The sequence below is a fragment of the Arcticibacter sp. genome, assembly GCF_045629565.1.
GTDB lineage: Bacteria > Bacteroidota > Bacteroidia > Sphingobacteriales > Sphingobacteriaceae > Arcticibacter.
This window is the reverse complement of the sequence record NZ_JAZQRL010000111.1, coordinates 186,620-207,538: the sequence shown is the minus strand read 5'-3', so window position 1 is coordinate 207,538 and position 20,919 is coordinate 186,620. Positions and strand designations below refer to the sequence as shown.

Genomic DNA, 20,919 nt, shown 5'->3' with positions numbered 1-20,919 from the left:
ATATTCTAAAACCTGGTATAAATAGCCAGCTGGACTACGTTGTTTATGACGCTTCGGTGTTTTCCCTTGCTCGCCTGATTCAGATAACCTGCCTCCAGGTCGATCGAAGGGTTAAACCTATAACCGACAGCTGCATACGCCCGGTTTTGGTCAAATAAATAACCGTTAAGCTGGTCTCTATTTTGAAGATGTAGAAACACCTCGTTTTGCAATGCAACAAACGCTCCCCTGGAAAATGGAGCGCCTTGCGGATTTTTCAGGGGTACTTGTGCCCTCAGGAAGTACCTGAGCCGCTGTGAAAAGATATCCTCTCCGAGCTGGCCGATAAATCGCTGCTCCAGACGGAAACGATGTGTCAGACCCGCACGGCTTACCTTTTGGCTGTAAATAAACTGCTGCCATATACGATGTTCAGTCAGATTGGCATCAGAGATGCCATCGAGCTTTTGGTAGGTTCGTATAAGCGCATAACCGGCCGTAGCATTTTTGGTTTCATCGAAGAACCAGGTAATGCCCGGTCTGATCAGGACATTCTTAAGCGACTCCAGATCATCAGAAGTCCTCAGCTGACCGTCAAAATGAACACCCACCTTATCAGACACTTTGTAGGAGTTAAACCAGGCAGCCCAGCCGGCGTTCTCACGAAGTTGGGCCTGGGAAACCAGGGGAAGCATAAAAATTACAAGAGCAAAAGTTATCAGTCTCCAATTCATCCGGTGAAAATAGATATTTCATGTTTTATCCTCTATTTTAGGGCAGTATTTCTAAGTAAAAATCATGTTAGTATGAACGAAGCATTTCTAATACCGGTATTTTATATGGGGGAGGAACTTGAATATGAAGGCCGCCTACGTATAATGGGCTACCTCCATAAGATAGAAATCAACATAGATGGTGTATCCGTACTCTTTGAACCTGATGAGGAACGCAATTACCGGGCACTTGTAAGTTATGAGCAGATGGACCAGAGTAAACGGCTTAGCGCAGGCCTTCTGGAAGCAATTGCGACGCAGCTGAACGCCCTGTTAAGTAAATAACAGGCAAAAATCAGTACGATTGAACGAATCCCCGCAGCTTCTTGTTGTCAGATTCTTCCCGGGGAGGAGTGAACATGGATTTATAGAAGCTCTTGAGGAAGAGAAGCGGACCGTTTGTAGCTTTAAATTCCTCACTTTTTAAAATATGACTGTCGAGTTGAAAAAACTCTTTCAACCTCAGGTCTTTATCAAGATCCAGAATTTCGAACCCCAGATTCCAGACCCTGAATTCGCGCCTTTTAATCGACTGCTCTTTCAATACAACGATCTGGTGATGCCGGCGATCCTCTTTTATCTTTGAAAATACTCTCTGGACCATGAATCTGGAACCTTCCAAAATTTGCATAAAGCGACCTTCGGTGTGTTTGATGGAGCGTCCCTCGACATATACCAGCATTCCGGTAAGATCGTTTTCTTTGTTGAACCTGGCCGACTGCTTTGACAGTAACTTCAGATCCTCCGGTTTCATGAGGTTCGTACATGTACTGAAATAGATGAGTGAGTATAACATAAATGCGGCAGTATTTTCGGCGAAATAAAACTAAGGCAATTTATTTGTGATGCTCTTCACAATTTAAGTGCAAATAAACCGCTGCTTTGTAAAGTTTTATTTCACTGCCAGAAATACCCTTTGCAGGTGCCTGGGCGCACTATTTATGATTTACCGAATCGCTTTCACTGATTGTCCGTCAATCACCACATCCCCTATCACGGCCCGCCCATTCCTGACATAGATCTTAGCATAGGTAATGCCCCTTGGATTGCGTAAGGTTTCAAAAAACATCTTTTCGGCCTTTACAGCCTTGTTTTCCTCCATATAGAAGCGGGTAAACGGATATTCTATTCGCAACGTATTGTTGTGTCCACCGTCAGGTTGAACTGTAGCCTCTACGTAGTCTGACTCATTAGCAGGTCGGCTGGCCGTTATGCGTTCAATGGCAGCGTAACCCTGTAAATCGGTATGAAGCAGGACATAGACCTTTGTATTTCTCATCCATTCATTCACATTTTTGACTTTTACACTATCTGCTTCGTATCGGAGCGTGATATATTTTCCACGGAACGGATCATTTGGATCCCGGGGCGCAACTTTAAAACGAAAAGCCTTTCCTTTTGACACAACGGCCTCCTGGTCGGCGGCCATCTTCAGCGGAAGATACAATTGAGCCAGACATAGCAGTATAAAAGCCAGAATAGCCCACCTTTTTATATTCTTTTTTTGAGCATCCATGTGTTTAAAATAAATATTGCGACACCAACTGCTATAAATAGTATACCCCTGAGTACAAAACTGAGATCGGTATCAAAGAACCTGCATGTTGTAAGCGCCGTTATGATCAGTAAGCCGTAATTAAGTATGCCTAAATGGTTCAAACGGACACCCTCCCTTATAGTCATCATACCAATGAACAAGATCATGATGTTCATTAAGATCATGGATACCATGGAATACATCCCTATCAAAAAAATAACAATGAAGGCCAGAAATGCAAAATCAAGAGGTTTTATGCGTTGCTTGTGTATGCTTTTTGATCTGTACAAAAGCAGAATAGCCGAACAGGAAAGGATAAGTACAGCCAGGAGCTCTTGACTAAGGAATAAGGAAGAGGTGTTAAAATTTGCTGCGGGCAACTTTTTCCAGAACCATTCAAAGCTGAGCGATAACAGCAGTGAGACCGTACCAAGAGCTCCCGTTATCAGGTAGCCGTTGTTACGGCGACTCGTGGAAAGGAAATACGGTGATTGTCCGCTTAGATAGAAGATACCGAATAAGCACATATATGCGATATACATCAGCTCGGGAAACCCCGCCGATAATGTTCCTAAAACAGCTGTCAGAGAAAGTGGGATCGCCCAGTTGTGAAATATGGTAAAATTGCTATCGGGGCGCCTTTTTTGCAGATAGTAATAATGTGGCAGCACCATGACCAGCAGTATCCAATACCATAGACTGCAATCTGAGGTAGCCGACCAGTAACCGGTGTCGGCAGCGTAGTACGTGATTCCGGCAAGATACAATAGTGAAACCACCGAAGAATTCATCAGATATATAACAGGAAGACAAAAGACCATCCAGGTAAGAACAAATTCTCCCAGGTCGCCCGGGATATGGTAAATCTGACTGACCAGGGCGATACAGGCTCCGAAGGAGAAGAAGAGGAACGTTGCGCTTCCTTCTCTCCACGCGATACTGCAGGTAGGCATTCGAACGAGTGTATAGATACACAAAGACTGAGCAGCTACGAGAGGCAGGAAAGCGAAGGTCACCTTCAGGCCCTTAGATAGTTCATCCCAATTGTGCGCTATAATCAGGATGATGCCGAGGCCTATGAGTAAGGATGCAAAAATGGCGAAGACCGTAACGAGGGTAAAACCCGGGCTCTTTTTTTTGTCGCGGTAATACGCTCTGATCTTTTCTGCAGTTTCCTCCGTAATGACATTAGCCTGCAAAAGTTGCTTGAGTTCGTTATTGTTCATGTCCGGTTTCTTGTTTCCCTACATTAATTGCTTGATACTTGTGTGGCATCCTGGGGAAGTATATGATCTTCATATTATCACTATAGTCTCAAGCCTACAACTTGTGGCGTTCTGATGTAAAAACGAAAGCTGGCTTGAGGTGCTTATCTGCAAAGGTAAAAAACGTAATCCGGTTGCTTCCATTGGTTAATAGGTCGACTATTACAAAGCCTTGTTCAGACTGTGAGTAAAGCGATTTTTCGCCCTTTTTGGCGTGCGACTGCTTTGCTCCCGCACCACTAACGATCTGTAGTTTTTCTTCATCAATTAATTGTAGCCCGTGATCATGTCCGGATACATAAATAACATTTGGAAATCCACTGAAGACATCATTTACCGCTCTTATCAGTTTTTTGTACGCCGGGTGTTTGTTATCTTCCGGATTGAGGAAGAGCGTACTTCGGAGAAGTGGATACAAGGACCCTATAACCGGAAGCGGGACCCAGAGTTTTTTATTTACTGCGGTTAAGGGAAAGATATGGTCTTTCCATGAATAGTTCCCCCCATGAACACCGTATGTCCACATAGGATGATGACCTGCCAGAAAAACCATCTTCTCACGGTTCTTGTCGCGAAGCACTTTCATACGATCAATAACTTCTTGTTCATCATCGCAAGCGCAATCGCCATCTTCGTTTTTTTTATCATGGGGAAAAAGCCACCATTCGCTATCATAGGCGATCATGACGGCGTCATCTGTGAGCGGTATCTCTACAGGATCGGGACAGCCGTTAGCTGGAACCAGCTTCAGCAGGGAATCCTGATTCGATTCGAGAAAACTCCACTGGGCCTTTATCTTTGCGAGCCCCTTTTTTCCCATCCTATCCCAGTCATGATTACCGGGAATAAAATATACAGGAGCGCCCTTTTCCCGCATAGGGATGTACTGCGCGCGCAGAATATCCCGGGTTGAAACTTCATCTGAGCTTCCCTCAAGACCAACACCCCTGGGATAAACATTGTCACCCAGATACATGACGGTGGTTTTGCCCTTTAGAACCATTTCAGATGCGTATGGAATGATTTCTTCCTGTTTATGGTTTATTTCACCGGCGTCGCCTATAAAGATCATTCTATGGCGGATGGAATCTTGTGCTCCACTTAGCTTAACCAGCAGGAGAATCAGTACCAGGGTTATTGTAGTCTTTCTCATCAGATGCGAATTTGGGGCTATACACAATTACCGCTTACAAGCGAATTTGGGCATATTTCCCCGCTGTTATTGCTTAGCACCACTGAAAGTATCATGGAGTGGGTGGAGATCAGGGTATGGTGTTCCATTTTATAAGTATCGAAATTAAATACCAGAGTTACAAGAGGCTAGATTTGGGAGGAACCGTGCATCAATAATGTACTTCAGCTGGAGTGCACCTAACTGGAGAACGCTGATTTCTTTCTTATGTTTGGGTTTGGCGGGTAAACAGAACCTTAATATCTTTGCTGTTTCAACGATGATGGCTCGGCCTTGCTACCCTGAGTTATTTTCTACTCATTAACTAATATCTGAGGATGAAGCCTTATCTACGTCTCTTCGACTTTTCACAAAAGGTTGACTATAAAATTGAAATTCTTGCAGGACTCACTGTTGCGATGACTATGATTCCTGAATCACTCTCTTTCGCTATTCTTGCCGGCTTTCCGCCCTTAAGCGGTTTGTATGCTGCCTTCATCATGGGATTAGTAGCCTCTGTGTTTGGCGGCCGCCCGGGTCTGATCTCAGGAGGAGCGGGAGCGACGGTTATTGTGCTGATCGCACTGATGCAGTCGCATGGTATTGAGTATGTATTTGCCGCGGTGGCACTTGCCGGAGTACTGCAAATAATGGTGGGACTTTTTAAGCTGGGTAAGTTTATACGGCTGGTACCACAACCAGTGATGTTTGGATTCGTAAACGGGCTTGCTATTGTGATATTCATGGCTCAGCTGGAACAGTTCCAGACCGTTACGAACGGAGAAGCAACCTGGCTAACGGGCTACCCTTTGTATATCATGGCGGGACTCGTCACGCTGACTATAGCGATAGTTTTTCTGTGGCCCAGACTGTCTAAGACTATCCCTCCTTCCTTAGTAGCGATCATCATTGTGTCCCTTCTTGTCTTCGCACTTCATATTGAGACAAAGACGGTGAAGGATATTGCTTCGGTTAGTGGTGGATTCCCGCCTTTCCATATTCCTTCCATCCCCGTATCCTGGGATACATTCCAAATCATATTTCCCTATGCGCTGATCATGGCCGGGGTCGGCCTGACAGAAGGACTACTAACGCTGAACCTGGTAGACGAAATTACAGGCACTAAGGGAAGTGGAAACAGGGAATGTGTAGCCCAGGGAAGTGCGAATATTCTGAACGGCTTCTTTACGGGAATGGGAGGCTGTCCGATGATCGCCCAAACGTTGGTAAACCTGTCGGCGGGAGCACGTGCGAGGCTGTCAGGAATCGTTGCTGCTTTAACTATTCTGATTATTATTCTGGTGGGAGCGCCGGTTATAGAGCGGGTACCGATGGCCGCCCTCACAGGGGTGATGATTATGGTGGCAATCGGTACTTTTGAGTGGACAAGCTTCAAGATCATTAATAAAATGCCCCGGCAGGACGTCTTTGTAATGGCCCTGGTAGCTGTTGTAACGGTGTGGCTTCATAATCTTGCACTTGCTGTATTGATTGGTGTGATCATTTCAGCACTGGTTTTCGCCTGGGACAGTGCCATCCGTATCCGGGCAAGGAAATATATGGACGAAAATGGTGTCAAACATTATGAGATATATGGCCCCCTTTTCTTCGGATCGGCGACAACCTTTACCGAGAAGTTCGATGTGTTGAACGACCCGGATGAGGTTATTATTGATTTCAAAGACAGCCGTGTGGCAGATATGTCGGGGATTGAGGCGCTTAATAAGCTAACGGAACGCTATCAGAAAGTGAACAAAAAGCTACATCTTATGCATCTTAGTGAAGACTGCCGCCAGCTTCTGAAAAATGCCGAGGGCGTCATCGTCGTTAACATTGTGGAAGATCCAACCTATCATGTAGCGGCAGATAGGTAGACGCACCATTTTCAAACGCCTGTGAAGCGGTCATCTTGCGGCTGCGTGAAGATGGGAATGGCTAATCTTTGCAATATCAAGATATTGCGCGAGGTTGACCTTCGCTGCAAAAAACTCTGCGCCTGAACGTGTAAAATGGCGTGTATCCTGACTTATAAACTCGCAGTTTTGAGTAAACACCGGCACTTTGTTGTTCTTATCCATGACGTAGGAGAGTAAATCTATATACCTATCCCCCCACTCCTCTTTCAGTTCCTGATTTTCATTCAGCGCATAGTCGCTTACGTTTGCTCTAAGGTCACAGTTATTCTGATTTCTCTTCTGGTTATAGAGGAGCCCGTTGTTCGGTCCGAAATTCTTCGTTCCAACTATCCAAAGCTTTTTCTCATCTATCTTGAACTGTCTGGCAACGGGTAGATAATCAGCTTTATAGCAAGGCGAAAAGAAAATAACATCTGCCATATCAAGCTTGTTCTGCAAGTTTTTTGTTTCAAAAGAATACTCGCTGTAAGAGATATTGATTTGATCGCTGAATGCTGATTCAAGCAATACGTTTGCCCAGTCGCGTGCGAAGCTGTTCCCTATAAGGAGCACGTTGATTTTCTCCGATGCCGTGAAGTCGTCTGTTAACTCTCTGATCCTTGAGTTATATTTGGCATGCATCCCCCTTTCCACGCGTTGGGCCGAAATCTCCAACTCTGGTATGTCTCTTATTACTCCGGCTTTCAGGTAGATATAAAAGGAGGCTGCATTTAGACCCAGGAACAAGAACGAACATATTACAACAAGCTTTCTGGTAGATATATTGTGAGGCTTCCGAAAGTAGTCTTCAACGAAATGATAGGACAGTACTGCTACAATGAGCATAACTACACCCAACATTAATGAGGAGTACAGGGTGAAGTCCTGGGATATCGAATAGCGGTAGAATGCCAGAATCACCTGATGCCACATATAGAGGCTGAAGCTGATGGTTCCGATGTATACTGCGATGCGGCTCTCAAGAAATTCATTTATTTTAAAGCTGGATTTATTATATACGATGAGGAGGACGGTTGATATCACAGTAATGATTGTTTCCAGTTCGCCAGGCAGTCCAAAATCAAGAAACAGGAACACGATCAGAACAAAGAAGGCCGTACTTGATATGTAGACATTGCTTTTAATCTCACGTACCTTTAATGCCGCAAGCCCTCCGATAGAGATCTCGAAAAATCGCATCGGGAGCATGTAAAATTTGACAGATTCATCCGTATAGAAAATGTAGGTCAGCGCTGACGCTATGGTTGCTGCCATGATAATGGCGAATATCTTATTGTTCTTCTTGCTTGAGAACAGAAAAAGGAATGGGATAACAATATAGAACTGCTCTTCCACTCCAAGGCTCCATGTATGCATCAGCGGCTTATATTCATTCATAACGTCCCAATAATTGCGCACGGTTAGGAGTTGCAGCACATTGTTACTGAAAAAATTAGTGGCAATGATCGACTGGCTTAGATTTTCGAGGTCGTCGGGAAGCATGAAATATATTCCTAAGGTTAATGCGACGAGAGCTGTTACCAATACCAGGGGAATAATTCTTCTGAATCTTCTGACATAAAAATCTTTGATTGAATATCTGTCGTTGATGAAATCTTTATTGATAATCCCTATAATCAGAAAGCCGCTAATAACAAAAAATACGTCAACTCCCAGGTACCCATTCGGCAGGAATCCGAGATGAAAGATAATTACGACGATGACAGCTAACGCACGAAGGCCCTGGATGTCTTTTCTAAATTGCATGGGATTATTCATGATAAGGGTGATTCTTAAGGTTAGGTACTGGTTATAATGTCGGACCGAATCAGTAAAGATATTTTCTTAATACATAACTTGGCAAGGACACCAAATAAGTATCTGATTCAGGTTGCTTAAAAGAAAATTGTTGAATGAGATCTGAGAGAGATCTTATATATAGAAAACGCTGGATCTGGATTGATCCAGCGTTTTTGTAAGTTTAGTTTTTGCTCAGGAAGTCCTGGTAAGCCAGCTTTATACCTTGGGGCAACTCGATGGTGTGTTTCCATCCGTAGCCATGAAGTTTGGATACATCCATTAGCTTTCGTGGTGTACCGTCAGGTTTACTGGTGTCGAAGGAGATTGATCCCTGGTATCCGACGATGTCTTTTACCAGCTCAGCGAGTTCTTTGATGGTGACATCTTCACCGGTTCCGATATTCACCAGCCCGGCTTCATTATAATGGAGCATCAGATAATAGCAGGCTTCTGCCAGATCATCTGCGTAAAGAAACTCCCGCATAGGTGTTCCCGTACCCCAGATTACTACCTCTTCGGCACCGCTCTGCTTGGCTTCATGGAAGCGGCGGATCAGGGCCGGCAGCACGTGTGAGTTCTGCGGGTGATAGTTGTCATTCAAGCCGTATAAGTTGGTTGGCATGACCGAGATGTAGTTACAGCCGTACTGGGCGCGGTAGGCATCACACATCTTGATACCGGCAATCTTGGCGATGGCATAGGGCTCATTGGTGTGCTCCAGCGGTCCGGTTAACAGGTATTCTTCCTTCAATGGCTGAGGGGCCATTTTGGGATAGATACAAGAGGACCCCAGGAACATAAGCTTCTTGACCCCGTTCAGGTAAGACTGGTGGATAACATTGTTCTGGATGCAGAGGTTCTCATAGAGAAAGTCTGCCCGGTAAGTGTTGTTGGCCACAATACCGCCTACTTTAGCAGCAGCCAGAAATACATATTCGGGCTTTTCGGCCTCAAAGAAGGCCGCTACGGCTGTCAGGTCGCGCAGGTCCAGTTCAGAGGAACTGCGGGTGATGATATTGCTGTAACCCTCCGCCTGCAATTTGCGCAGGATGGCAGAGCCGACCATTCCCTTATGGCCGGCTACATATATTTTGTTCGTCTTTTCCAATATGAGGTATTATTCGTATTGATTTTTAACGGCATAGCCCAGTTCCTTCAGCGTCTTTTCTTTACGGAAGAGCTCCACATCTGCACTCATCATGTCTTTTACCAAAGCCGGAAGATCATACTTAGGTGTCCAGCCCAGCTTGGTCTTGGATTTGGTAGGATCTCCGATGAGCAGTTCCACCTCTGTAGGGCGGAAGTAGCGCGGATCTACAGCCACGACTTGTGTGCCTGCCTCTAGCTGGTAGTCTGCGTTAGCGCAGGATACCACATAACCTTTCTCGTCGACTCCTTCACCTTTGAATTCAATGGTGATACCTACTTCAGAGAAGGCCATCCGGATGAAATCACGAACGGTGGTGGTTACCCCGGTAGCGATAACGAAATCTTCTGCCTTTTCCTGCTGCAGGATCAGCCACATAGCCTCTACATAGTCTTTGGCATGCCCCCAGTCGCGCTTGGCATCCAGGTTGCCCAGGTACAGGCAGCTTTGCATGCCCAAAGCAATCTTGGAAACACCGCGGGTGATCTTACGGGTTACGAAGGTCTCTCCGCGCAGCGGGCTCTCATGGTTGAACAGGATACCGTTGCAGGCATACATGCCATAAGCCTCGCGGTAGTTGACGGTGATCCAGTAGGCGTACATCTTGGCTACCGCATACGGTGAGCGGGGGTAGAAAGGAGTGGTTTCGGACTGTGGAACAGCCTGCACCAATCCGTAAAGCTCGGATGTAGAGGCCTGATAGATGCGGGTCTTTTCTGTTAGGCCCAGGATGCGGATAGCTTCGAGCAAACGCAGGGTTCCGATACCATCGGCATTGGCGGAATACTCAGGGGTGTCAAAGCTCACCTTGACGTGGCTCATGGCACCCAGGTTATAAATCTCGTCAGGCTGCACTTGCTGAATGATGCGGATCAGGTTGGTAGAATCGGAAAGATCGCCGTAGTGCATGATGAAACGAACGTCTTCTTCATGCGGGTCCTGGTACAGATGATCGATACGATCGGTATTGAACAGCGAACTTCTGCGTTTAATACCGTGTACCTCATATCCTTTTGATAATAATAGTTCTGCCAGGTACGCACCATCCTGACCAGTGATACCTGTTACGAGAGCCTTTTTCTTCATTGTGTTTTATTAAGTATTTAAGTTATTGTATAGAAGAGACTAACCGTACGGTAACTCCCTCTTTGTGTAATTGAGCTTCTCTTTAGCCAATAAGTATAAGAATGTGCTATTGGTAGAAAAGTATCTTTTAAAAAGTCTTTTCGGTTCCTGCATAAATCTGTAGAACCATTCCAAGCTGTTTTTCTGCATCCATTCGGGAGCACGGCTCTGCATGCCGATTAATACCGGAAGCGCTCCACCAATACCAATCATTACTCCTGGTATTTTTCCCTTCATCTCATGCATCCATCTTTCTTGCTTCGGGCAACCTAGTACTACAAAAACAATGTTAGCTCCTGATGCTATTATAGTACTGGCAACATTATTCTTCTCATTTTCAGATAAGGGTCGAAATGGAGGGGAATACGCACCTGCAATCTTAAGTGATGGGTAGATGTCAGCGAGATAGTCGGTGGTTTTATTAATCATCTGTTGAGAGCCTCCGTAGAAATAGACGGAAAGATTTTTATTATCTGCTTCTTCTAATAGTGCAGGTAACAGACTCATGCCGTCTACCCTATCTTGTCGTTGTCTATACAAAATCTTAAAACATTTTGCAAGGGGCATACCGTCCGGCGTTACTATGTCTGCGCTATTAACTACGTTTTGGAACGCTCTGGATTGATGAGCTTCTACAAGCATGTGAACATTTGCTACACATACGTATGAAGAAGTCCTATTACTGGCTAACTCAACAATACTATCTACAAACCGTGAATATTTACCCTGAGAGATGTTAATTGAAAGAATTCTTTTTTTAGGAAGCATACTTTTCTAATTGATATTGATGCCTTAGTTAGTGGATGTTTGGAATAAACTTATACTGTATTGTAGACGCAAAAGTTGTACCCTTTTTGTAAAGATATGAGAAATACTGTATAAATTGAATTGGGTCTGTGTCGCACTTTTTAAGGTAAAAGTGCTTTGGACGTATAATTTCGCTTTATTAATAGTTTTCGTAATGCTCATATCTGCATGAAGCTCCCGTAAGATATTGCTATTGATATGTGGTAAAAGTAATCAATGATTTAATAATATCACAAGTTAATGTGTATTTTTATGCAGTTTTGTGAAGTAATGCTTTATTTTAATGCTGATTTAATTGTTTTCTTGGTCCACTGAATAATGAGGATGATTTTGGTCAATCACCTATATTTCAGAATGACGATATAAATGATGAATAAATATTACTTTTATAAAGTTTCTTGATTTTTTTAGCAATATTATTTACACTGTAGAATATAATTTAATAGAAGAATAGATTTTTATGACTAAGATCAAAAAGATTTGCTGTATTGGGGCAGGTTATGTAGGGGGGCCTACGATGTCTGTTATCGCAAAAAAGTGCCCTGAGATTCAGGTTACGGTTGTTGATTTGAATGAAGCGCGGATCGCCGCCTGGAATGATGAGGATGTGAATAATATCCCCATTTACGAACCAGGTTTGAGTGATGTCGTTGCGGAAGCAAGAGGACGCAATCTGTTCTTTTCTACAGATGTGGAAAAAGCGATCGATGAAGCGGACATGGTCTTTATTTCTGTCAATACCCCTACGAAGACTTACGGAGCAGGGAAAGGGCAGGCAGCAGATCTGAAATGGATCGAACTATGTGCACGTCAGATTGCGCAGGTTGCCAAGAGTGACAAGATCATTGTGGAGAAATCGACCCTTCCGGTAAGAACGGCTGAAGCGCTGAAAGATATTTTGAACAATACGGGTAATGGTGTTAAGTTCCAGATCCTGTCGAATCCTGAGTTCCTTGCTGAGGGTACGGCTATGGAAGATCTGGACGCGCCGGATCGTGTACTGATTGGTGGGGATAGTACGCCGGAAGGTCAGGAAGCGGTTCAGGCGTTAGTGGATGTATATGCGAATTGGGTTCCGAGAGAACGTATCCTAACGACCAATGTATGGTCTTCTGAGTTGTCTAAATTAACGGCTAACGCGTTTCTTGCGCAGCGCGTTTCCTCTATTAATTCTTTATCGGAACTGTGTGAGCGTACAGAGGCGGATATTACGGAGGTGGCGAGAGCGATTGGTACGGATAGCCGCATAGGCCCTAAGTTCCTGAAGGCTTCTGTAGGTTTTGGTGGTTCTTGTTTTCAGAAGGATATTTTGAACCTGGTATACATCGCGCGCAGCTACGGTTTGCAGGAGGTTGCGGATTATTGGGAGCAGGTGATCATCATGAACGACCACCAGAAAAGACGTTTCGCGAATAAGATCATTCAGACTTCCTATAATACGGTTAACGGAAAGAAGATCACTTTCCTGGGCTGGGCATTTAAAAAGGATACCAATGATACCAGGGAGTCGGCCGCGATCTATGTTGCGGATCATCTGCTGAATGAGCAGGCCCAGGTTGCGGTATATGATCCGAAAGTTGGCGAGAATCAGGTATATGGTGATTTGAATTACCTGCGGACGCGTGATGCGGAAGAAAACAAAGCCGGAACGACGGTTTATACCGATCCTTATGAAGCTTGCAAAGGCGCCCATGCGATTGCTGTGCTGACGGAGTGGGATGAGTTCAAGGATTACGACTGGCAGCGGATTTACGACAACATGTTGAAGCCTGCCAATGTATTTGATGGCAGAAACCTGCTTGACTCGAAAAAGCTACGTGCAATTGGTTTTAATGTAAAGACTATCGGCTCTTCTTTATAATTACTTAATGTAAGTTTAATATCAAATTTATTAGTTTGATATTAAACTTACATTTTTAAAAACTATTTCTTGCGTTATTTGTAATGTTTGTATATCTTTATGAAAACAATACGAATATGAGCGCAATAACAGGTTTTACCCAGGATCAGAAAGTAAGATTAGGGCACCACAGTGCTCCTCTTCATTCTTGCCCCAAATGTCGGTCTTATACAGATGTACGGGTAGAGAATGCTAAAATCATCGACAGGTACTTTTTTTGGTTATCGCTGAAGAAGTATCATTGTACTGATTGCCATCACCAGTTTTATATCACTGCCAGGTAATCAGCGTTAAAGAAGCCCTGCCATGGGGGCAGGACTATCATCGCTTTGCTTGTAAAATCTTTCTTCACGAAGAACCGCTTGTGAAGAATTTCTTATTGCATTTCGGACACCAGTATCTTTTCACCTTCACCCAGGGAAGCATCGCTTTTATAATGCCCGGTCTGGGTATGCGATAGTTCGTCTCTAACTTACATGTAGGGCATTGGGGTAATTGGAGCAGGGGACGTTCGGAGAATTGTTGTGCGTTCATTGAGATCAAATTTACTATGCAATCTTCCTTCTTTTGCCATTTATGCATCGTCTATGTGTGCCGGATTGTGAAATTTGAAACATAAAAACGTGAAGTTTCGTAAAGTGCAGTATCTTTAAAGCACTACACCGTACTTTTTCTTTCGTTTATGCTCTATGTTAATAACTGGGTTTTGGCAGCCGCTCTTTTTCTTGTCAGTATTGTCTCTTTCGTACTACTGTTTAAGGAAAGTAATGGATTTGTACCCCGAAAGTTACTGGGCATTGCATTTATAGCGCTTGTTTGGTATGGGCTAACCTACCTGATCCTCAATACGGGAAAGCTGATTGAATATCCTTTTATTTACCGCATCGGCTGCCCTCTTTATTATTTGGTTCCTCCTTGTTTTTATCTCTATATCCGTTCTTCTTTGCACGGAACGGACCGGTACAGGAACCGGGATCTTCTGCATTTTATACCCATTGTTCTTGCTTTAATTGATATAAGCGGTTATTACTTCGGAATGAGTGCCGAAGCGAAGATGGCGGAGATTGTCCGTGTACAGAAATCGCCAATTCTGGTATTCGATACAGGCGCGGGCTTCCTGTCGGCTATTTCTCATTTCTATTTTCGCAGTATACAGAGCATCATTTACCTGTTTTTCCAATGGCGTCTTATTATTTACGCCAGAAAGCACTTCTCTGCCGGGATCAACTGGAAGTGGATTTTGATGCTGAGCCTCTTTGAGACGTTCATGTATGCGGGTAACCTGGCGATGACGGTGTTCGGCGTGTTTCGGGAAGAGATGACCCTGGTTCCGGTGCTGGCCCGCTCTTTCCAGTTTACCATTGTGCTGATGATGATCTCCCTGGTGGTGATCAGCTACTATATGCTGTTCAGGCCTGAGCTGCTCTACGGTACTGGTTTTCAGACATCGAAAGAGACGGAATCGGCTTCCTTGCCTGAGTCTCCATCAGAGCCGCAGGTTGTTGTGCAGCCTAAAACCGAATATTGTGAGAAGCTGGAAGCGTATCTGGCGGAGCAAAAGCCTTTTTTAAGGAAGCGCCTGACTTTAAGTGACCTCTCTGCGGAACTGGACCTCCCTTCTTATATTCTGTCGGGATTGCTCAATAATCACTACAGGCAAAATTTTAACGACTTTATCAATGATTACCGCATAGCATATGTAAAGGAGCGTATGAGGTCCGGATCTGAATGGAAGAGCTTGTCTATGGAGGGTCTTGCCCTGGAAAGCGGGTTCTCCTCCCGAACGGCTTTCTATACGGCGTTTAAGAAACGGATGAATATGAGTCCGGGTGCCTATGCCGCAAGTCTGGAAGGTAAATAGATACACTGGATCAGATTGTTCTATTTTTTTAGGTTCTGCATGTAGGTAATTTTTCTCTTTTCGGTATCCTGTGTGTAAGACCACTTATAATGAGAAAAGTATTACCCCTGGCTTTTATTGTCCTTTCCGTCTTTTTCTGTTCTGCTCATGCGGCTACTTTCGACCTGGTCACTCCATCAACCAAGGTCATGATTGTCTATGCGAATGATGATAAAAAGCTGAATTCCATTGTAGCTAACCTGCTCGCACAAGATATTGAAAGGGTATCCGGCTATTTGCCAAGGGTATCAACCGATATTTCAGGTGCTTCCGGTAATGTCATCGTTATCGGTACGATAGGCTCTGCGTTGATTAAGGGAATCAGCGGGAAATACTCCGGGGACCTCAATGGCCGGTGGGAAACCTATACCTACAGCGTGGTGAAGAAGCTGAATAAAAAGATAGATCATGCGTTGGTGATTGCGGGAAGCGATATCCGTGGCACGGCCTACGGGGTATTCGGGATTTCGGAAAAGATCGGCGTGTCTCCCTGGTATTGGTGGGCGGATGTGGCACCTGTCAGGAAGGCGTCATTATCGATCCATATAGATAATTTTACGTCTGAAGCGCCTGGTGTGCAGTACCGGGGGATATTTATCAATGACGAGGACTGGGGTTTACAACCCTGGGCAGCTAAAACTTTTGAACCGGAAACGAATGATATCGGACCGAAAACATACGATAAGGTTTTTGAACTGCTTTTGCGTCTGAAAGCGAACCTGATCTGGCCGGCTATGCATCCGAGCACGAAAGCGTTCTATCATTATCCGGGTAACAAGCAGGTGGCTGCGGATTATGAAATTGTTGTGGGCTCTTCGCACGCGGAGCCGATGCTAAGGAATAATGTGGATGAGTGGGACAAGAAACGTGGTGATTTTAACTATGTCACCAATAAGGCGGAGGTGCTGAATTATTGGGAATCGCGCGTTAAGGAAAGCGCTGTGAATAATGTGATGTTTACCCTGGGCATGCGGGGTATCCACGATGGCAAGATGGAGGGGGTGAAGACGACGAAAGAGGCAGTGCCCCTGATTGAAACGATACTGAAAGATCAGCGAAACCTGATCGGGGAACATGTTAACCGGGATCTTACAAAGGTTCCTCAGGCTTTGACTGTTTATAAGGAGGTGCTGGATATCTACGAGGAAGGACTTAAGGTTCCGGAGGATATTACATTGATCTGGCCGGATGATAACTACGGCTACATCCACCGGCTGGCTAATGAGGAGGAGAGCTCGCGAAGCGGTGGTACGGGTGTATATTATCATGCTTCGTATTGGGGAAGGCCTCATGATTATTTGTGGCTGAGTTCTACGCATCCGGCCCTGATAAGAACGGAAATGACCAAGGCCTATGAGATGAACGCCCGCAAGGTATGGGTTTTGAACGTGGGCGATATTAAGCCGCTGGAATATAATATCGAGTTATTCCTGGATATGGCTTATGATATTAAGCCGTTTACTTCGTCGGATTATTCCAGGAAACATCTTCAGGAGTGGGCCTCGGCTGTTTTCGGTCAGGATAATGCTCCTGCTATTTCGGATGTTTTATGGGAATACTATCAATTGGCATTTGAACGCCGTCCGGAGTTTATGGGTTGGAGCGGTGTTGAGCCAGTTACTCCGGTCGGTTTTACTGAATATCATCATACTCGCTACGGGGACGAGGCGCAAAACCGGATTGACCGGTATGATCGGCTGCAGAAGGCTGCGGCTGCCATAGCCCCGAATATTCCTCCGTTTAAAAGGGATGCTTTCTATCAGTTGGTCTTGTATCCGGTGACGGGTGCTTCTCTGATGAACAAAAAATACCTGTACCGGGATAAAGCGGCCCTCTACGCGAAGGAGGGGAGACTTTCGGCTCGGTACTATTATAAGCTTGCGAACAGCAGTCATGATGAGATTGTGAAAGAAACCCGGTATTATAATGAAACGCTTGCTAAAGGCAAGTGGAACGGCATGATGTCTATGAAGCCAAGGGATCTGCCGGTTTTCAGTCCCCCGGAACTTGATCTGGCTGTGGCCGATGTCGCGCCATTATTTGCTGTAAGTCCGGAAGGTGCCGATATATCGGCATCTCCTTCTGCGGGTGTTAACCAGCTGTTGAGGCTGCCGGCTTATAACCGGTATAGCGGCAGCAAGTATTTTCTGGATGTTTACCTGACTAAAGAGGCTGATGTAAAGTACGAGATCCTTCCTTCTGCTGATTGGATTAAACTGAGTAACAAGGAAGGGATGCTGAGTTCCGCGGACGGGCATAGTCAGCATCGGATATGGGTGGAAATTGACTGGTCAAAGGTGCCTGCTGATAAAACGGTAAGCGGGACTTTGAAGGTGAAGAGCCAGGCGACGGAATATGCTGTGGAGCTTACCGTCGACAACCGGAATATCGCTGAGCTCAGGAATTTTAAAGGCTTTATCGGGAGCGACGGTTATGTGAGTATGCACGCTTCGAGCTTTACGCGGTCGCGAAACACGGGCAACAGGGCCTGGGAGCTTACGGAGGGGATAGGCTCGGAAAGGAAAATGCTGGAATCACGGCCATTTACTGCTACGGTGGATACCAGCCGGGCTGCTATTCTTCGAAATCCGTTGGTGGAATATGAGTTTTACAGTTTCAGCACGTCGCCGGCTTCGGTATATGTTTATACACTTCCTACATTTCCCTTAAATAATCATTATGAGGTAAGGTATGCGGTGCAGGTAGATGACGGGCCTCTTGAGGTAATCAATTTTAAAACGGTTGGAAGAACGGATGAATGGAAGCGGAATGTGCTTACCAACCAGGCGGTGAAATCTGTCCATATTCCGGAATTGAAATCAGGAAAACATAAGCTGACTATTTATATGATGGACCCGGGAGTTGTTCTGGACAAAATATTTATCAGTCTGGATCAAAAGAAGCTGCCATACAGCGACACGCAGGAAACCGTGCTCAGGTAATTTGTACTATATTTATCTTTGATATTAACCGACAGGCCTAAACCTTTATATATTGAACAGAGATGATCATATAGCAGATTGCTGGAAGCGGGTAACGCTCCATGGTGATGCTGATGCTTATAAGCAGCTGTTCTATTTATTAAACGGCAAGTTTCTGAAATTCTGCGGTCAGTACATCAGTGATAGGGAAGCGTCGGAGGAGATTGTCTCGGATGTTTTTGTGGATCTATGGCAGAACCGTGCCCGCCTGGGGCATGTGCAGAAACCCGAGGTGTATATGCTGGTCAGCATTAAAAACAAGGCGTTAAGGCAATGGCGGAAAAACTCTTCTATGCAGCTGGTGCCTATTAACGAAGACCTTGATGTGTTCGTGGATGTTTATCGCCCTGACGAAGACCTGGAGAAGAAGGAGCTTATTGCCCTTCTGGACAAGGCTATCGCCAGTCTTCCCCTGCAATGCAGGATGGCTTTCAAACTGGTGAAGGAGGACGGCATGAAATGTGCCGAAGTTGCCGAAGTGCTGAACATTTCGGTGCGGACTGTCCATGCTCAGATCTGCCGGGCGATGAAAAAGCTTAACTCTGCCCTGGCTCAATACCAGGAGGGCAGGCCAGAAACCCCCTCTAAAGCGGTCGTCAGGAATATTGCTTCGGCAGTAGCTGTCTTTTTTCTTTGTTTTTTGATGTCTGCCTGTAGGTAATTTCTCCATTACCGGTATCCTGTCTGTATACATCATATTTTTTGCATGATATCACAGGACCGGTTTTCAGAACTGTTAGCGAAAGAATTTGCGGAAACACTTAGCCCAGAAGAGGCCAGGGAGTTGCATTCTTTGCTGGAAGACGAGAAACTTAACGACAGGTACGCCCTGCTACAGCTTTATCTGCGCGACAATGTTACGGAGGGGGCGGATGATGATGCCTTGTTCGCAAAGATCCAAACGCGGATCTCGGAGCAGAACGCTTCGGAAGCAGGGCTGAAGCCGCGACAGCGAAAAGCGTTTTGATCTGCTTGCTGCTTCGCCTGTAAGTAATGAGATTTATTGCGAAAGCCATAAAAGAAAACCCACTCACATTGCTTTATGAGTGGGTTTTTCTTTATGGTTCTGAATAGCTTCCTTTCAGGACTGGCGGTTTAGTTAACGACCTTTGTCGCTCCCGGCATTTCCTGAACAACCTTCAGATCGGAGGTTTTAGGCACGCCCACTGTTTTGCTGGCGCGCTTTACTGTCCATTTTTTTGCCGCTGCATCGTACTCTCCACCGAGGAATGTAAATTGCGCAGCGGCGGGATTGGCTGCCACTTTACCTGTATTGCTGCCCTCCCTGTAAAACGGCTGGAAAACATCGCCATGGTATCTGCTGTAAAAATCATTGTCACAGATGGCGTATCCTGCTCCGCTGGCGAAAGCGTTTCCGGTACCCGCATAAAATGCTACGTCTGACGGAACGGTATTGAGGTCAACAGCTGTTGTTGCGAAGACCGCCATCCCCGCTGCGTTACCGCTGTTGGCCAGTAAATTACTTGTTTTGTCGCCAATGCCGTCGTCCCCTCCATCATTACTGTAGAGCTTACTTACTACCCAGTTGGCCTTGCTGATATCTGTAGAATTTGCTCCCGCAATGAGCTTGTATCCACCCACGTAGAAGAATGTTCCCTTTGATACCGTACCTCTTGTTATGTTGAATTTATAGGTGCGCAAACCGCCTGTGGCCCATCCGCCTGTGGGAGGACCCGTAGGAGTGGAGGCTCCGGCATTGTTGGTCGTGACAACAGCGAATGGCGTCCTTCTGAAGTCGAGATCCTGTGTAGCCATGAGCTGAATGTATTCATGGTTCGCATCGGTACCATCGGGGTCTGCAAAGTAGCCGGTGATGATGGCTGGATGAGGACCCAGGGGAACCGAAGGGTCTACCACGATACTGGTGGCAACGAAGTCAGACTTTACACGCGGCCATACCTGTGGTACGGCGGTCGTGGCCGAAGGGATGATAATACCCATGATGTTGGCTGAGTAAGGCAGGAACTCGGATTTGAAGCTGGCTGTGCTGCTTACATGCATCTCCACGTCGCCGGAGCCTTCATTGAATACTTTTACGCCCTCTATTCTTTCTACGCCTATGTTCGGTTCGAAGTTGGAGTTATAGACCACACCTAACAGTCCCTCGAAATTTTCTGGTTTAGCCAGCATGGTCAGGGCAGATACGGGCGTCAGGAACGGTGTGATACCTGTGGCGACTTTCTCTACTTGTGCGCCTGACAGGCCTGTTATCTGCAAAATACCGTTTACGCGTTTCAGAACACCGCCCTCTATCTGAATGTGTACGCTATCGCCGGGAACGTATTTCGCGGCGTCGGCGCCGATATGAATGGCTATACCGCGGAGAGAATCGATGGAAGCACTCACTTTCCTGTTATTCTGAACGAACAATAGTCCCTCTGGGAGGTTCTTGCCTGAATGATCGGAGGTTACCTGTCCAGCCAGGATATAGGCCTGCCGGGTAACTTCTCTTGTCAGGGTAACGTCGGCTCCATGGTATAGCTTTCGGAGATCCAGGTTTGACACGTAGGGACTTGGCGTACTCACGACATAATCGGAGTCGCGTTCGCAAGCGCTTAAAACCGTTAGCAAGGCAATAGGTGCGAGCAAATATTGTATAAAGATCTTTTTCATGACTG

17 protein-coding genes are annotated in these 20,919 nt (G+C 45.6%); 7 read left to right on the top strand and 10 right to left on the bottom strand.

Translation table 11 applies throughout. The features are described 5' to 3' along the window. Window positions 1-5: 5 nt before the first annotated feature. The gene (locus ACKI5J_RS15740; protein WP_407430441.1) at window positions 6-713 is read right to left on the bottom strand and encodes a DUF2490 domain-containing protein; all 708 of its coding nucleotides are present in this window, start codon (window positions 711-713) and stop codon (window positions 6-8) included. Window positions 714-785: 72 nt separating this feature from the next. Between ACKI5J_RS15740 and ACKI5J_RS15735 the strand changes: the two genes are divergently transcribed. After that, a complete protein-coding gene (locus ACKI5J_RS15735) occupies window positions 786-1,037 on the top strand; it encodes a hypothetical protein (protein WP_407430440.1) in 252 nt (83 codons plus the stop codon). A 10-nt stretch (window positions 1,038-1,047) separates the two neighbouring features. Here ACKI5J_RS15735 and ACKI5J_RS15730 read toward each other — a convergent pair whose 3' ends face one another. The 4 genes from ACKI5J_RS15730 to ACKI5J_RS15715 form a co-directional block, all read right to left on the bottom strand. Continuing rightward, entirely contained in the window at window positions 1,048-1,548 is a 501-nt protein-coding gene (locus tag ACKI5J_RS15730; RefSeq protein WP_407430439.1) for a BLUF domain-containing protein, read from the bottom strand. Between the two features lie 150 nt (window positions 1,549-1,698). Then, window positions 1,699-2,268 carry a GDYXXLXY domain-containing protein gene (locus ACKI5J_RS15725; RefSeq protein ID WP_407430438.1) on the bottom strand — a complete coding sequence of 190 codons (570 nt, stop codon included), beginning with the start codon at window positions 2,266-2,268 and terminating at the stop codon, window positions 1,699-1,701. Further along, window positions 2,244-3,515 (bottom strand): DUF2157 domain-containing protein, encoded by a 1,272-nt coding sequence (locus ACKI5J_RS15720; protein WP_407430437.1) that lies wholly within the window; start codon window positions 3,513-3,515, stop codon window positions 2,244-2,246. Before ACKI5J_RS15720 ends, ACKI5J_RS15725 begins: the two co-directional genes overlap by 25 nt. Window positions 3,516-3,609: 94 nt before the next feature. Beyond that, window positions 3,610-4,707 (bottom strand): metallophosphoesterase, encoded by a 1,098-nt coding sequence (locus tag ACKI5J_RS15715; protein WP_407430436.1) that lies wholly within the window; start codon window positions 4,705-4,707, stop codon window positions 3,610-3,612. Window positions 4,708-5,063: 356 nt separating this feature from the next. Here ACKI5J_RS15715 and ACKI5J_RS15710 point away from each other — a divergent pair, with 356 nt between their 5' ends. Further along, the gene (locus ACKI5J_RS15710) at window positions 5,064-6,599 is read left to right on the top strand and encodes a SulP family inorganic anion transporter (protein WP_407430435.1); all 1,536 of its coding nucleotides are present in this window, start codon (window positions 5,064-5,066) and stop codon (window positions 6,597-6,599) included. A 30-nt stretch (window positions 6,600-6,629) separates the two neighbouring features. On the opposite strand, the gene ACKI5J_RS15705 is transcribed toward ACKI5J_RS15710, so the two are convergent. The 4 genes from ACKI5J_RS15705 to ACKI5J_RS15690 form a co-directional block, all read right to left on the bottom strand. After that, window positions 6,630-8,387 carry an acyltransferase family protein gene (locus tag ACKI5J_RS15705; RefSeq protein WP_407430434.1) on the bottom strand — a complete coding sequence of 586 codons (1,758 nt, stop codon included), beginning with the start codon at window positions 8,385-8,387 and terminating at the stop codon, window positions 6,630-6,632. Window positions 8,388-8,601: 214 nt separating this feature from the next. Beyond that, on the bottom strand, window positions 8,602-9,528 hold the full coding sequence (locus ACKI5J_RS15700) for a GDP-L-fucose synthase family protein (RefSeq protein WP_407430433.1): 927 nt from the start codon (window positions 9,526-9,528) through the stop codon (window positions 8,602-8,604). Between the two features lie 9 nt (window positions 9,529-9,537). Then, window positions 9,538-10,653, bottom strand: a complete 1,116-nt coding sequence (gene gmd / locus ACKI5J_RS15695; RefSeq protein WP_407430432.1) for a GDP-mannose 4,6-dehydratase — start codon at window positions 10,651-10,653, stop codon at window positions 9,538-9,540. A 39-nt stretch (window positions 10,654-10,692) separates the two neighbouring features. Beyond that, window positions 10,693-11,460 (bottom strand): WecB/TagA/CpsF family glycosyltransferase, encoded by a 768-nt coding sequence (locus ACKI5J_RS15690; RefSeq protein WP_407430431.1) that lies wholly within the window; start codon window positions 11,458-11,460, stop codon window positions 10,693-10,695. Window positions 11,461-11,959: 499 nt separating this feature from the next. Between ACKI5J_RS15690 and ACKI5J_RS15685 the strand changes: the two genes are divergently transcribed. From ACKI5J_RS15685 to ACKI5J_RS15665, 5 genes are all read left to right on the top strand, one after another. Continuing rightward, a complete protein-coding gene (locus ACKI5J_RS15685; RefSeq protein WP_407430430.1) occupies window positions 11,960-13,360 on the top strand; it encodes a UDP-glucose 6-dehydrogenase in 1,401 nt (466 codons plus the stop codon). A gap of 721 nt (window positions 13,361-14,081) precedes the next feature. Continuing rightward, complete coding sequence (locus ACKI5J_RS15680; RefSeq protein ID WP_407430429.1) at window positions 14,082-15,260, top strand: helix-turn-helix domain-containing protein; 1,179 nt, start codon at window positions 14,082-14,084, stop codon at window positions 15,258-15,260. 89 nt (window positions 15,261-15,349) lie between these two features. After that, window positions 15,350-18,241 (top strand): glycosyl hydrolase 115 family protein, encoded by a 2,892-nt coding sequence (locus tag ACKI5J_RS15675; RefSeq protein WP_407430428.1) that lies wholly within the window; start codon window positions 15,350-15,352, stop codon window positions 18,239-18,241. Window positions 18,242-18,293: 52 nt separating this feature from the next. Next, window positions 18,294-18,941, top strand: coding sequence for an RNA polymerase sigma-70 factor (locus ACKI5J_RS15670; RefSeq protein WP_407430427.1), 648 nt, complete (start codon window positions 18,294-18,296; stop codon window positions 18,939-18,941). A 45-nt stretch (window positions 18,942-18,986) separates the two neighbouring features. Beyond that, window positions 18,987-19,247, top strand: a complete 261-nt coding sequence (locus ACKI5J_RS15665; RefSeq protein ID WP_407430426.1) for a hypothetical protein — start codon at window positions 18,987-18,989, stop codon at window positions 19,245-19,247. 128 nt (window positions 19,248-19,375) lie between these two features. On the opposite strand, the gene ACKI5J_RS15660 is transcribed toward ACKI5J_RS15665, so the two are convergent. Then, entirely contained in the window at window positions 19,376-20,914 is a 1,539-nt protein-coding gene (locus ACKI5J_RS15660; RefSeq protein WP_407430425.1) for a DUF5689 domain-containing protein, read from the bottom strand. Window positions 20,915-20,919 lie beyond the last annotated feature (5 nt).